This is a genomic window from Trichlorobacter ammonificans (assembly GCF_933509905.1).
In the GTDB taxonomy this organism is placed as follows: domain Bacteria; phylum Desulfobacterota; class Desulfuromonadia; order Geobacterales; family Pseudopelobacteraceae; genus Trichlorobacter; species Trichlorobacter ammonificans.
Window position 1 is genome coordinate 2,324,727 of sequence record NZ_OW150024.1, and the last position, 13,762, is coordinate 2,338,488.

A 13,762-nucleotide genomic window follows, 5' to 3' on the forward strand; every position below is an offset into this window, starting at 1 on the left:
AGGAACATCCATGTCGTTCACTACCCGCATCGTCATCGGCAATGCCGTCGCCATGGCCATAACCACGATCACCCTGGCGCTGATCGTCCCCCGGGACTATCTGCTGACCTGCCTGGCCATCGGCCTGGGGCTGACCGCCGGCTCCTGCCTGGTTCTCGGACAGCTCTGCCGGCAGGCATTCACGCCGCTTACGCGTATCGTCGATGTCATTGAGACCGCCGCAGGGGGCAACCTGACCGTGCGGGCCGAGGACAAGGGGGTGGGGGAGATCGTCCGGCTCGCCCATGCCTTCAACCGGATGATCGACGACATGAACAAGGCGATGCGCCAGTTCTACTATGTTTCCGAACTGGTCAGGGACTCGGTCTCCATGGTCTCCAGCAACACTGCCACCATGGTGGATGCGGCCGAAGACGTGGCCCTGCAGTCCAGCACCATTGCCACGGCCAGTGAAGAGATGGCCGCCACCTCCGGCGATATCGCCCTCAACTGCCAGTACGCCGCTGAAAACGCCCGGACCGCGGCGGATCAGACCACCAGCGGCGTCGAGATCATCATGAACAGCGCCCGGCTGATGGACACCATCGCCCGCCGGGTCACCGACGCCTCCATCACCGTTGAGGGGCTGGGAAAACGCTCGGACCAGATCGGCGCCATTGTCAGCACCATCCAGGATATCGCCGATCAGACCAATCTGCTGGCCCTGAACGCCGCCATCGAAGCGGCACGGGCCGGCGAGCAGGGACGCGGTTTTGCCGTGGTTGCCGACGAAGTGCGCGCCCTGGCGGAGCGGACCACCAAGGCCACCAAGGAGATCAGCGGCATGATCCAGGCCATCCAGGAGGAGACCCGCCGGGCCGTCACCTCCATGTCGGAGGGGGTTGACGAAGTCCGCCGCGGTACCGAGGAAACCACCCGTTCCGGCGAGGCGTTCAACGACATCCTGACCCGGGTGAGCGAGCTGACCACCCAGATCAGCCAGATCGCCACGGCAGCTGAGGAGCAGACCGCCACGACCCATGAGATCTCCGGCAATATCCTGCGGATCACCGACGTGGTGGACCGCAATGTGGAAAACGCCCGCAGCACCACCGGCGCCACCGGCCAGCTGTCCGCGCAGGTGGATGAACTGCACAAGCTGGTGTCGGCCCTGAAACTGTCCAAGATGCTGGAATGGGACAGCAGCTTCCTGACCGGCATCGAGCTGTTCGACACCCAGCACCGCAAGTTGTGCGATATGGTCAACGAACTGTACGAGGCGATGCAGCAGAAGCGGAGCAGGGAGGCGGTGGGCTCCATCCTGAACCAGCTGATCTCCTATACCGCCACCCACTTTGCCGCCGAGGAAGAGGCCATGGCCAAAACCAACTTCCCGGAGGATGCGGAGCACCGCCGCCACCACGCCAAGCTGGTGGAACAGGCCCTCGACCTGCAGCAGCGCTTCAGTACCGGGGAATCGGTACTGAGCCAGAACGTTATCGAGTTCCTGCAGGACTGGCTGATCAACCATATCAAAGGGGTGGACAAGCGGTACGGGCCGTACCTGAACAAACACGGCATCCGGTAACTTCTTGGGGGGAACAAGAAAAGGCACGACTCACAACGGCACCGGCATGGGGCAGTTCTGCTCCGCATGCCGGTGCCGTTCGTGCTGTCCGGAAACGACAAACGCCCGACTGCGGGCGATGGCTACTTCATCAGAATTTTCAACGCCTGCTTCAGCAACTCCTCCACAGACCCTCCCGTTGCGGCATCAATTCCGGCAAGGGCTTTCTTCACCTGGACCTCCTTGTACCCGAGGTTCAGCAGGGCGGAGGTAACATCCTCCAGCAGCGCCTCGGCCGGTACCGTCCTGCCCACCGCTTCCGCCGCCGGCAGGACACCTGCTTCCAGCTTGCCCACCTTTTCGCGCAGTTCCAGCACCAGTCGTTCCGCAGTCTTCTTGCCGATCCCCGGAATGGCCGACAGCTTGTGCAGGTCCCCCTGGGCAAGCGCTGCCGCCAGTTGCGGCGGCTGAATGTTGGAGAGGATGTCACGGGCCAGCTTCGGACCGATACCGGAGACGGATATCAGCAACTGGAAGAACGATTTCTCGGTACGGGTCCGAAATCCGTACAACTGGATGGCATCCTCCCGCACACTGGTATGGATATGCAGAGTTACCTCACCGCTTTCCGGCAGCTCGTAGTAGGTGGAAAAGGGAATCATCACCCGGTACCCCACCCCCTGTACGTCGACGATCAGGTGGTCCGGTGTCTTGTAGGCGATCCGTCCGGTCAAAAGGGCTATCATGGCGTATAGTTTCTCCAGGAACTGGCGCGGCGGGATGCGACCACCGCGGGGCCGGCCTGCCGGCGCAGGCGGTACGAATTGAGGTGGCAAATGGCCACGGCCACGGCATCGGAGGCGTCGGCCTGGGCGATCTCCGGCAACCCCAGCAGCGCCTTTACCATCTTCTGGACCTGCTCCTTGCCCGCCCTGCCCTGCCCTACCACTGCCTGCTTGACCTGGGAGGCGGTGTATTCGAACACCGGCACCGCCGCATGGACCGCGGCGACAATGGCCGCACCGCGGGCCTGACCGAGCTTCAGAGCGGTCCTGACGTTATCGGAGACATAGACATCCTCCACCGCCACCGCCTCCGGCCGGTACTCGACGATCACCCGGCTCAGTCCCTCAAAAATCAGCCGCAGACGTTCAGGGAAGTCGGAGGCCCGATCGGTGAAGATGGCACCGTTGTCGACGTGGAGCAGCCGGCTCCCCTGCTGTTCCACAATGCCGTAACCGGTTATCCGCGAACCGGGATCAATACCGAGCACACGCATAATCAATCTCCCGCGGTAGTGGGAACGCGGATTGTTTCGTCCCGGGTTTGTCAAGCAAGCAATGGCGCGGAGGCGTACGCCGAGGTACGTCGCACACGGCATTGTGAAGATTGGCGAAGCCAGGGCGGAGCAGGACCGTTCCGCTCAAAACCCGCAGCCTCCGCCATGTTTGCGGTGGTACTGCTGATGGTACTCCTCGGCCTCCCAGAAAATCCCGGCAGGCACGATTTCGGTCACGATGGAACGGCGGTAGCGGCCGGACATGGCGAGCCGTTCGCGGGACTCCTCCGCCAGGCGTCGCTGTTCATCGGTATGCACGAAAATGGCCGAACGGTACTGACTGCCGATGTCGGGACCCTGTCGGTTCAACTGGGTCGGATCGTGACACTCCCAGAAAAGCGCCAGCAACTGTTCATAGCTGATCCGATCGGCGTCGAACGTAACCTCCACGGCTTCAGCATGGCCGGTGCCGTCGCCGCAGACCTGCCGGTAAGTGGGCTGCTCCGTCCGGCCACCGGTGTAGCCCACCCTGGTGGCGACCACGCCGGGAACATCCCTGAAGCTCTCCTCGACTCCCCAGAAGCATCCGGCCGCAAAGGTAGCACGCTGCTCGTTCATGACACCTGCTCCCGAAACAGGAAAGGGGCTGTGGCAGCCCCTCCCGGTCACATCATCTTTTCCATTTCGTCGGACGAGATATCGAAGTTGGCGTAGACGTTCTGAACGTCGTCGTTGTCTTCAAGCCGCTCCATCAAACGCAACATGCTCTCCGCCTGCTTCCCCTCCAGCTTGACCAGGGTCTGGGGAATCATGGTGACTTCTGCGTTCTGATGCTTGAAGCCTTTGGCTTCAAGAGCTTCACGCACTTCGATGAAGCGGGCCGGCTCGGTGGTCACCTCGAACTGCTCATCCTCTTCGGTCACATCCTCCGCTCCCAGCTCAAGGGCCGCCTCGAAGAGCTGCTCAAAATCCACCGACCGGTCGTAGGTGATCAACCCCTTCTTGTCAAACATCCAGGCAACGCAGCCCGATTCACCCATGTTGCCGTTGCACTTGGTGAAGATGCTGCGCACCTCGGACACGGAACGGTTGCGATTGTCAGTCATCACCTCCACCAGTACCGCCACACCGCCGGGTCCGTACCCCTCGTAGACGATCTCCTCGTAGGTGACCCCCTCCATGCCGCCGGTACCTTTCTTGATGGCCCGCTCGATGTTGTCCTTGGGCATGTTCTCGCTTTTCGCCTTATCGATCGCCGTCCGCAGGCGGGGGTTGGCCGCAGGATCGCCCCCTCCCAGCTTGGCGGCTATGGAAATCTCCTTGATCAGCTTGGTGAAAATCTTGCCCCGCTTGGCGTCCGCAGCACCTTTCTTGTGCTTGATGGTGCTCCATTTATTATGGCCCGACATGTTCCGCTCCTCCACCCAAGTATCTGCCGTACGCAGTAAATTAAATTTTTTACCACGGCATTCTTTCCGCTGTCCAGTCAAAAGGGGACTATCAACGGCACACGTTTGCGGCAGGGCTTCGCCGGCGCTGTCTCACGGAACCCCTTGATTTGTTGCAGGTCGCCTGCTATATTTAGCACTCATACAACACGAGTGCTAACACGCAAGGAGGTGTTCTGCCATGTATCCCCATGTCCCGGCACTTTCCGATAGCCTGACCCGCTACCTGACCGACATACGAAAATTTTCCCTGCTGGACGAACAGGAGGAACAGCGCCTCGCCATCCGTTTCTACGAGGAGAACGACCTTGAGGCGGCCCAGACCCTGGTGACTTCGAACCTTCGTTTCGTGGTGAAGATTGCTGCCGAATACCGCAACTACGGCATGAAGATGCTGGACCTGATCCAAGAGGGAAATGTCGGCCTGATGATTGCGGTCAAGAAGTTCAACCCCTACCGCGGCTTCCGGCTCATCTCCTACGCCGTCTGGTGGATTCGCGCCCAGATTCAGAACTACATCGTCTCGGCCTGGAGCCTGCTGAAGATCGGCACCACCCAGGCCCAGCGCAAGCTCTTTTTCAAGCTCAAGCAGACCAGAAACGCTCTGGCCCGACTCTCCGACGGCGAGGAGGACAGCGCGATCATGGCGCACTCCCTGGATGTGTCCGAGTTGGAACTGCAGGAGATGGAACAGCGCATGCTCGGCGAAGTGTCACTCGATGCCGAACGGTATGAGGGTGACGGCGCCACGCTGCTGGACTCTCTGGTCGATGATCGCCCGAACCAGGAGGCGCAGCTGGCCGACCTGGAGCAGCAGACGATGCTGCAGCGACAGGTCGCCCACGCCATGAACGGCCTGAACGAAAAGGAGCGTTATGTCGTGGAAAAGCGGATCGTTGCCGATGAACCGGCGACGCTGCAGGAAATTGCCAACCACTTTGCCATTTCGCGGGAGCGGGTACGCCAGATCGAGGAAAACGCCCTCAGAAAGATGAAAGCCCTGCTCCAGCCAGCCCTGCTCGCTGCAGCAACCTGACGTTTTCCATCACCCCAACGACAATCGCCCCTTCCCGCACAGGCGCGGAAAGGGGCGATTGTCGTTCCGGATGGCTGGTCCAGCCGACCTATCCCGCAAACTTGCCGATCTCGAAGCCAATCTGGCCCAGCGGCAGCACCTCGTCGGCCACGCCGCCGTCGACGCAGGCCTTGGGCATGCCGTAGATGGTAGACGTCGCCTCGTCCTGCACGATGGTGACCCCTCCCTTCTGCTTGAGCAACTGCATCCCCTTGAATCCGTCATTCCCCATGCCGGTCAGTACCACACCCAGCATGGCGCCGGCCGTGGCCTCGGCCATGGAACCGATCAGCAGATCCACCGAGGGAATGTAAACGTACTGCGGATAGGCTGATGTGGGAGAAATCCTGACCATCAGGCCGCCGCTGCCCCGCACCACCTGGGTGTGCATCCCCCCGGGCGCCACCAGGATGGTACCCGGCTTCAACTGGTCCCCCTCCTTGGCCTCCCTGACGGCAATGGAGCACTTGGCGTTCAGACGTTCGGCAAAGGGGCCGGTAAAGGCCTTGGGCATATGGATCGCCACCACGATACCGTAGGGAAAGTTAACCGGAATCCGGGAGATCACCTCCTGCAGCGCCACCGGACCGCCGGTTGACGCGCCGATGCCGACGTAGTTGATCTTCTTGCCATGGATGCGCGAGGCAGCCGAACGCGCCGCGGGAGCGGCTGTCGGCACTGTCGGCCGGCCGACTCCCCCCGCCGGTGCGATCGACGGCGCCACCCTCAGAAAGCGGGACTTGGTGGCCTCCCGGACTTTTTTGAGCAGCTCATCCTTGAAAATGTTCTGAGCTTCGTTGGAATCGGTGACGTTCTTGGGAATATAGTCGATGGCCCCGGCATCCAACGCTTCGAAGGTGGCCTTGGCCCCCTCGTTCGTCAGGGTGGAAACCATCAGCACTTTGGTCGGTGCCTTAGCCATGATCTGCTTAAGGGCGGAAATGCCGTCCATGCGCGGCATTTCGATATCCATAGTGATCAAATCCGGCTTCAGGGCAATGGCCTTTTCCACACCCTCGATACCGTCACTGGCCGTACCGACCACCTCAATGGACGGTTCCTTGGTCAGAATTCCCCTGATAGCCATTCGCATGAAGGAGGAATCGTCAACGATCAGAACTCTGGTTTTCGCGCCTGCTATGGTGGAAAGCATCCAGCCTCCTGTCCTTTTATTGCTGTGCAAAAATCGAAGTCACCAGCTCCCTGACTGCGGGAACGGCATCGTCGAGTTCATAACAGAAACGCTCGACGTCAAGATGGGCCAAGGTGGGCGACTGCTCCTTGAGAATCTTCCAGCCTACCTCCTCGGAAAGATTGAAACTGGCCCAGGCATTGTTGCCGTAGTACAGCTCGCGAACAGAGCAAAACAGGTCTGCCAGGTTGACGATGGAACAGAGCACCGGATCAGCCGTGGCCTCGCGCGGGGTATGATGATGCAGGATCACCTCGCGGTACGCCTCGGGAAAGTTCCACTTTTCAGCCATGCAGAAACCGATCTCCGAATGGGTGGTGCCAAAGGTTTCATATTCAGCATCGATCAGACGAACCGGATGCTCCTGAATGGTTTTCAGTGCGCCGGCAAACTGCTCCGCATAGTAATTGCTGAGCACTACCTCACCAATATCATGAATGATGCCGGCAAGATAAGCTTTTTCGACATCGTGATACCTGATTTTTTCGGCAATCACCTTGGACACCATGCCGACGCCGAAGGAATGCTCCCAGAAGGTACTAATGGCGATGACGCCGGACGCTCCTTCAAAAGCATTGATGAAGGACGAGGTGAGTGCCATCTCCTTGATGTGCCGAACCCCCAGGTACACCAATGCCCGCTTCAGGGAGGTAATTTCCTGTGCCGGCTTGTAAACGGGCGAGTTAACCATTTTCATGACCCGCGCGGTCATGACCTGGTCCGACAGCATCAGGTCCGCCACCTTGTCCACATCGACGTCGGGGGCGTCAAGCAGCTGCATGACCTGCGTGGCCACCGCCGGAATCGTAGGAAGATCATCGATACTGGCCACCATCCGGCGTGCCGTTTCCATCATCGTGAGTGTGTCCATGGTATGGCCCTCTGTTACTTCTTGTAGCCGAAGCCGCCGGGAAAATGGACGGTCTTGAACTTGTCGTTCACCCCGTGCAGCGACTCGGACTGGCCGACGAAAAAGTAACCGTACGGCTGCAGATTGTTGTAGAAATGCTGAACCACCTTTGACTTGGAGGCCAGATCGAAGTAAATCAGCACGTTGGCGCAGAAGATGAAATCGAAGCTCTTCATGAAGACCATTTTATTATCTTCGTACAGGTTCAGCTTGTTGAAGGTGACGAACTTCTTGACATCGGGGGAGAGGATGAACTTGCCGGCATCCTCCTTAAAGTACTTGCGCTTGTACAGATCCGGCACGTTACGGACGGAGTAGGCGTTGTAGACCCCCTCGCGGGCCTGGGCCAGCACGGTCTCGTTGATGTCGGTGCCGATGATTTCAATGATCCAATCCTTCAGGATGGTGGCCCGCTTCTCCAGAAGCATCATCGACAAGGTGTAGGCCTCCTCACCGGAGGAGGAACCGGCACTCCAGATACGCAACTTGCGAAAGCCCATCTTGCCCTTGGTTTCCACGATCTCCGGCAGGAACTTATTCTCGACGGCGTTCAGTTGCGGTACGCTGCGGAAGAAATAGGTTTCATTGGTGGTAACCTCGTCCAGCAGGAAACGCAACTCCTCCCCGCCACGCGGCGACTTGAGCAGGGCATAGTAATCCATGGCGCTCTTGGCGCCGGTTACCTCCATACGGCGGGTCAGACGGCTTTCCAGGAAGTACTTTTTGGTGGTATGGAAATACATGCCGCACAGATTGTAGATAAAATCACGCAGCTGTTCGAAGTCCTTGTCAGATATTGCCACAGTCGGTTCCTTCCTTATGGTGTCGCTTTCCTGTCAGCGTCCTGCGGCGGCTCCCTCACCGCCATCGATCATCCCCACCGGGTCGATGATCAGGGTGACGCGGCCATCTCCCAGGATGGTTGAACCGGCGATCCCCGGCACGTTGGCCAGGTAGTTGCCCAGAGACTTGATGGCGACTTCCTGCTGTCCCACCAAGCGGGTCACCACCAGCCCCACCCGCTTGTCGGCGGCACCGATCACCACCACGTAGCAGAAATGGTCGGGATCGCTCTGCCGCTGCACCTTGAACACCTGCTCCAAGCGGATCAGGGGCAGTACCATGTCGCGCAGCTTCAGGACCTCCTGACCGCCGATGACATGGAACTCCCGCTGGTCAACCCGCAGGGTCTCCAGAACAGAAGCAAGCGGAATCGAGTAGATCTCGCCCTCCACATCCACCAGCAGCGACTGGATGATGGCCAGGGTGAGCGGCAGCCGCAGAATGAACTCCGACCCCAGCCCCTTCTCGCTCTTGATCTCGATCAGGCCGTTCAGCTTCTTGATGTTGGTCTTCACCACGTCCATGCCGACACCGCGGCCGGAGAGGTCGGAGGCCTTGTCCTTGGTGGAGAAGCCGGGGAGGAAGATCAGGTCGAACATCTCCCGCTGGCTCAGCATGGACAACTGCTCCGGCGTGATCAGCCCTTTCTCGATGGCTTTCTGACCGACCCGCTCGGTGTCGATCCCCCGGCCGTCGTCCTTGATACTGATGATGATGGAGTTCCCCTCGTGAACAGCGGAAAGTACCAGGGTGCCGGTACCGGGTTTGCCGGCGGCAACCCGCTCCTCAGGAGTCTCAAGACCGTGATCCATGGCGTTGCGGATCAGGTGAATCAGCGGATCGCCGATCTCGTCCACCACGGAGCGGTCCAGCTCCGTCTCTTCGCCGAATATCTGCAGATCGACATCCTTGCCCAAGTCACGGGCCAGCGAGCGTACGATACGGGGAAATTTCTTGAACACCTTCTCCACCGGGATCATCCGCATCTTCAGAACCTGCATCTGCAGCTCCGAGGTCACGAAGTTCATCCGCTTGGTCAGCTTGCCGAACTCCTCGCCAAAGGCCACCTCATCCGAGGTGCCGCTCTGCAGATCCTGGTTGAGCTGGATCATCCGGTTCCGCTCCAACACCAGTTCGCCGACCTGGTTCATCAGGTCGTCGAGGCGTTTGACATCGACCCGCACCGTGGTGTTATCGGAAAGATCGTCCCCTCCCTTGTCGGCTGCCTTGGGCAGCGCCGCTTTCTTGGGGGGGTCGGGAGCCGGACGGCTGACGGCCGGCGGCGGGGAGGGCGGAGAGGGCTGCTGTCCCTGGGGAGCGGAAACAGGCTCGGCGGCAGCAACCGCTTCAACCGGGGCCGGCTGTTCCGACGACGTCTCCGGAACAGCTCCTTCTTCTGCGCCGACGGCAGAGGGCTCCTCAGCATGTGCGGCCGGCATCGACAACAGCGGGATCAGCTTGTTGACCGTCTCGTCGATTGGCCGATCGACGATATCCCCCCCCTTGATGTCCGCCACCAGGGTTTTTACCAGGTCCGTCGCCTCGAGAATCACGTCCATGATTTCCGGTGTGACGGTCAGCTCGCCCTTGCGCAGACGGTTCAGCACATCCTCGGTCTTGTGGGTAACCCGCACCAACAGGTCGAACCCGAGAAAGCTGGAAGCGCCCTTGACCGTGTGAATGGACCGGAAGATCCGGTTCATCAGATCGGTATCGTCAGTAGCTTTTTCCAGGGCAACCAGGTCGTCGTCCAGCTTTTCAAGGAGTTCCGCCGTCTCGGTGAGAAAGCCTTCAAGCAGTTCCTGATCTTCGCAATCAATGGGCATCGCACACCTCTAGTCGTGCTGTGATGAGTGGAATAGACGCACCGGAAGCCGGCTACATGTTGGTGAAAAACTGACGTTCCTCGGCAGAGAACATATTTTCGAGGTTCAGCAGGACCAACAGGCGGTCGGCCTGATTGATCACCCCTGAAATGCACTCCTGGTCGATGCCACTGGTCATGACTGCCGGCGACGGCTGTATCTCGCTGCTGGAGATGCGGATGACCTCTGAAACGGAGTCCACCACGAATCCCATCAGCTCGCCGCTGACATCCATGACCATGATGCGGGTCTGCTTGTCGTGGCCGGCGGAGGAAAGCCCAAAACGGGCTCGCATGGCGATGATCGGAATCACCTTGCCCCGCAGGTTGATGACCCCCTGCACATAGTGCGGCGTGTTGGGCACCCGGGTGATGATCGGCATCCGGATGATCTCCCGTACCTTCAGGACGTCAACGCCGTATTCCTCGTTATCAAGGCTGAAGCTGACCAATTGGATCAGCTCGCCGCGATCACCGGCATGGCCATCGACCGCCTTCATCGGCACCAAGGCATTTGACATAGTGAACGACCTCCTCCGGTTCTGTATATCGAATTCAATGAATGTGCGAGGTGCCGGAGCGACGCGGCAGGGGGCCGACGCGGGCAGCCCGTCAGGCGGCCGGCCGCAGTCAGGCGGTTACTTTTACCATGCTCCGCAGGTCTGTGCAAGGGCAGAGAAGGATATAGAACATCTTCTTTGTGCAGAGATATCCGGGGATGGAGCATGCCCCGACACTACCAGTCAGATTATTGACACACACACAAACACCCACTATACTGAACACCACTGAAGTGCTGCTCACACTGTCGCTGAAAAAAGAGGTGGTTATCAATGTCCAACAGCAAACTGTTCATCCTTGACGATGACCGGAAGACCCGCGACCTGCTGTTGGCTTTTCTGACATACCAAGGCTATGACACCACCATTGTGGACAATGATGTCGGTTTTTTTGACGCACCATCCCCTCCCCCCAGAACCCTGATCACCGATCTGCCCACCCTGCTGGCCCGGATGCCGAACATCCTGAAAACAGGCGCCGACAACGATCTGGTGGTTATTGCCTACGACAAGGCGGAAAGTGCCCGCATACTGCCCCAGGACGAGCGCTGGCTGTTCATGCCCAAACCGCTGAACCTGGACGAGCTGGAAAGCATGGTCATGCGGGCACAGGAGTACCACGCCCTCAGCTCACGGAACCCCGATCCGCCGGCCGATGAATACCCCCATTTTCTCTGTTCCACCATCATCGGCAAGAGTCGCCAGATGCTGCACCTGTTCGAAATGATTGAAAAGGTGGCCGAATCCAGCGCCACAGTTTTGATCCAGGGGGAGTCGGGAACCGGCAAGGAACTTGCAGCACGGGCCATACACCAGTTGTCGGGACGGAGCAATCGCAACTTTGTGCCGATCAACTGCGCGGCAATCCCGGAAGATTTGCTGGAAAGCGAACTGTTCGGTCATGTCAAGGGTTCCTTCACCGGTGCCTACGCCAACCGTGCCGGCCGGTTCGAGATTGCCGACAAGGGAACCCTGTTTCTGGACGAAATCGGCGATATGAAGGCAAACCTGCAGGTCAAGCTGCTGCGCGTGCTGCAGACCAAGGAGTTTGAACCGGTGGGCTCGACCCGCTCCCAGAAGGTTGACGTGCGGATCATCGCCGCCACCAACAAGAACCTTGAAGAACAGGTGGCCAACCGGGATTTCCGGGAGGATCTCTACTACCGCCTCTCGGTGATTCCGATCACCATGCCCCCGCTGCGGGAGCGGCGCGAAGATATTCCGCTGTTGATCAGTCACTTCCTGGGACAGTTCAACCGCGACAAACGGCGGCTGGTCAAGGGATTCTCCCGCGAATCCCTTGAAATCCTCTGCAACTACTCCTGGCCGGGAAACGTACGCGAACTGGAAAACCTGGTGGAACGGATGGTGACCATCAAGGAAAGCGGCTTCATCACCCCCGACGATCTGCCGGAAAAATATCTGCCGACGCCGTCGCTTGCGCCATCGGCACCTGCTGGCGTCTCTCTGCCGGAGCCCACCGGCATTGAAGAGCTGCCAGCGGCGGGGATCTGCCTGAACAGTGCTGTTGACGCCTTTGAAAGCCGCCTCATCCAGCTTGCCCTGGCCCGAACCGGCGGTAACAAGAAGGAAGCGGCCGCACTGCTGAATCTGAAGCGGACCACTCTGATAGAAAAACTGAAGAAGAAAAATCTGCAGGCAAGCTGAGGAGTCATGGCACTCAATCCCGCACAATTCACCCTTCCCTCGCTGGCCCTGGCCACGGAGCGGAAAGCGGCACCTTCCGGCGCTCCGGCAGCCTCATCACGCTTTGCCGAGCGCCTGGAGCGGATCGCGGTGCAGGAAGCCCGACTGAAGCAGGGCAGCCCGGAAGAGCTGCACCAGGCCGCCGAGTCCCTGCGCCTGTCGACCCTGCGGACCTCACTGAACGCGCTGCTCGACGACGAAAGCGTTGACAGCGCCCCTTTGCTGCCGCTGCCGACGGCCCTGCCCCAGGCTCCCGCCGTGATGCAATCCTACCTGGCCAACCTGCCGGCGGATGCCCCCAAAGCAGCAGCACCCCCGCAGCAGCGGATGCTTGCCGATGCCGACGTGTCCGGCGTCATCTCCGGAGAACCTGCGGCAGCTCCCAGGTCCGAAAGGAGCTCGCCAGGCCTGGACCACCTGATTGAGAAAGCCTCCCGGCGTTATGGTGTCGAAGCGGGATTGATCCGTGCGGTGATCAAGGCGGAAAGCAATTTCAACCCCCGGGCAGTCTCCCATGCCGGTGCCCAGGGATTGATGCAGCTGATGCCGGCAACGGCACGGGGACTTGGCGTCACTGACTCCTTCGATCCCGAGCAGAATATCATGGGAGGAACAAGGTTTCTGCGGAGCCTGCTCGATCGCTACAACGGCGATGTGGATTCGGCGCTGGCGGCCTACAACTGGGGTCCCGGCAACGTAGACCGGAAACCGGACCGTCTCCCCCGGGAAACACGGGAGTACCTGGTCAAGGTCAAGCAGTACTATACCGGCTTCACCGCCTGATTCCCGCCTACAGTTCCAGATATTCCGCCAGAATGCCGCTGGTCTGGCGCAACCGCCTGCTGAGAACGCAGGCCAGGTTTTTCAGCACCTTGCCCCACAGTCGCGGCACCTCTTCCGCCATCCGATCAAAGGATTCCTCGTCCAACACCAAAACCTGCACCGGTGAACGAACCACGACCGAGGCCGACCGCGCCTCCCGGTCGATCAGCGCCATTTCCCCCACGGTCTGTCCCGGCCCGACCGTGGCGATCTCCTTGCCTGCCTGCAAACGGTCCTCCCTGATAACCGCCACCCGCCCACGGCAGACAAGACAGAGAAAGTCGCTGTACTCCCCCTGACGGAACAGCACGGTATCGACTCCGGCCAGCCAGGGCTTGCAGTAGCTGGCAAGGGTCTGCAGCTCCTTAGTGCCCATCCCGGCTCCCAGCCTGCTTCGCTCCAGCAGGGCGACACGCTCCTGCAGTGAAAGGTTCTGGCGCTCCATGCCTGCCACTCTGAGCCGCTCGTCAAGAGACTCCATCTCAGCACTCCTTACCCAAAATGCGGATCATTGTA

Annotated in this window: 14 protein-coding genes; 4 read left to right on the forward strand and 10 right to left on the reverse strand. The window is 59.9% G+C overall.

The features are described 5' to 3' along the window. The first annotated feature begins 10 nt into the window (after positions 1-10). Positions 11-1,567, forward strand: coding sequence for a bacteriohemerythrin (locus tag RAK07_RS10550; protein ID WP_305732792.1), 1,557 nt, complete (start codon positions 11-13; stop codon positions 1,565-1,567). A 122-nt stretch (positions 1,568-1,689) separates the two neighbouring features. Here the strand turns inward: RAK07_RS10550 and ruvA are convergent, their stop codons facing one another. From ruvA to RAK07_RS10570, 4 genes are all read right to left on the reverse strand, one after another. Further along, positions 1,690-2,292 (reverse strand): Holliday junction branch migration protein RuvA, encoded by a 603-nt coding sequence (gene ruvA, locus RAK07_RS10555; RefSeq protein ID WP_305732793.1) that lies wholly within the window; start codon positions 2,290-2,292, stop codon positions 1,690-1,692. Then, a complete protein-coding gene (ruvC, locus tag RAK07_RS10560; protein ID WP_305732794.1) occupies positions 2,289-2,825 on the reverse strand; it encodes a crossover junction endodeoxyribonuclease RuvC in 537 nt (178 codons plus the stop codon). The genes ruvA and ruvC overlap by 4 nt, the downstream gene beginning before the upstream one ends. Before the next feature lie 144 nt (positions 2,826-2,969). Then, positions 2,970-3,443 (reverse strand): peptide-methionine (S)-S-oxide reductase MsrA, encoded by a 474-nt coding sequence (msrA, locus tag RAK07_RS10565; protein ID WP_305732795.1) that lies wholly within the window; start codon positions 3,441-3,443, stop codon positions 2,970-2,972. A 47-nt stretch (positions 3,444-3,490) separates the two neighbouring features. Beyond that, complete coding sequence (locus RAK07_RS10570) at positions 3,491-4,234, reverse strand: YebC/PmpR family DNA-binding transcriptional regulator (protein WP_305732796.1); 744 nt, start codon at positions 4,232-4,234, stop codon at positions 3,491-3,493. Positions 4,235-4,454: 220 nt separating this feature from the next. Between RAK07_RS10570 and rpoH the strand changes: the two genes are divergently transcribed. After that, positions 4,455-5,309 carry an RNA polymerase sigma factor RpoH gene (gene rpoH / locus RAK07_RS10575; protein WP_305732797.1) on the forward strand — a complete coding sequence of 285 codons (855 nt, stop codon included), beginning with the start codon at positions 4,455-4,457 and terminating at the stop codon, positions 5,307-5,309. 88 nt (positions 5,310-5,397) lie between these two features. Here the strand turns inward: rpoH and RAK07_RS10580 are convergent, their stop codons facing one another. Genes RAK07_RS10580 through RAK07_RS10600 form a run of 5 tightly spaced genes read right to left on the reverse strand, consistent with a single transcriptional unit; the run spans position 5,398 to position 10,678 of the window. Next, a complete protein-coding gene (locus RAK07_RS10580) occupies positions 5,398-6,501 on the reverse strand; it encodes a protein-glutamate methylesterase/protein-glutamine glutaminase (RefSeq protein ID WP_305732798.1) in 1,104 nt (367 codons plus the stop codon). A gap of 16 nt (positions 6,502-6,517) precedes the next feature. Next, a complete protein-coding gene (locus RAK07_RS10585; protein ID WP_305732799.1) occupies positions 6,518-7,411 on the reverse strand; it encodes an HDOD domain-containing protein in 894 nt (297 codons plus the stop codon). A 14-nt stretch (positions 7,412-7,425) separates the two neighbouring features. Then, positions 7,426-8,253, reverse strand: coding sequence for a CheR family methyltransferase (locus tag RAK07_RS10590; RefSeq protein ID WP_305732800.1), 828 nt, complete (start codon positions 8,251-8,253; stop codon positions 7,426-7,428). 33 nt (positions 8,254-8,286) lie between these two features. After that, positions 8,287-10,119 (reverse strand): chemotaxis protein CheA, encoded by a 1,833-nt coding sequence (locus tag RAK07_RS10595; RefSeq protein ID WP_305732801.1) that lies wholly within the window; start codon positions 10,117-10,119, stop codon positions 8,287-8,289. Positions 10,120-10,171: 52 nt separating this feature from the next. Next, positions 10,172-10,678 (reverse strand): chemotaxis protein CheW, encoded by a 507-nt coding sequence (locus tag RAK07_RS10600; protein WP_305732802.1) that lies wholly within the window; start codon positions 10,676-10,678, stop codon positions 10,172-10,174. A 312-nt stretch (positions 10,679-10,990) separates the two neighbouring features. On the opposite strand from RAK07_RS10600, the gene RAK07_RS10605 reads away from it, so the two are divergent. Further along, a complete protein-coding gene (locus RAK07_RS10605) occupies positions 10,991-12,385 on the forward strand; it encodes a sigma-54 dependent transcriptional regulator (RefSeq protein ID WP_305732803.1) in 1,395 nt (464 codons plus the stop codon). A gap of 6 nt (positions 12,386-12,391) precedes the next feature. Then, the gene (locus tag RAK07_RS10610) at positions 12,392-13,207 is read left to right on the forward strand and encodes a lytic transglycosylase domain-containing protein (RefSeq protein ID WP_305732804.1); all 816 of its coding nucleotides are present in this window, start codon (positions 12,392-12,394) and stop codon (positions 13,205-13,207) included. Positions 13,208-13,214: 7 nt separating this feature from the next. Here the strand turns inward: RAK07_RS10610 and RAK07_RS10615 are convergent, their stop codons facing one another. Further along, positions 13,215-13,727, reverse strand: coding sequence for a cyclic nucleotide-binding domain-containing protein (locus tag RAK07_RS10615; protein ID WP_305732805.1), 513 nt, complete (start codon positions 13,725-13,727; stop codon positions 13,215-13,217). Between the last annotated feature and the right edge of the window lie 35 nt (positions 13,728-13,762).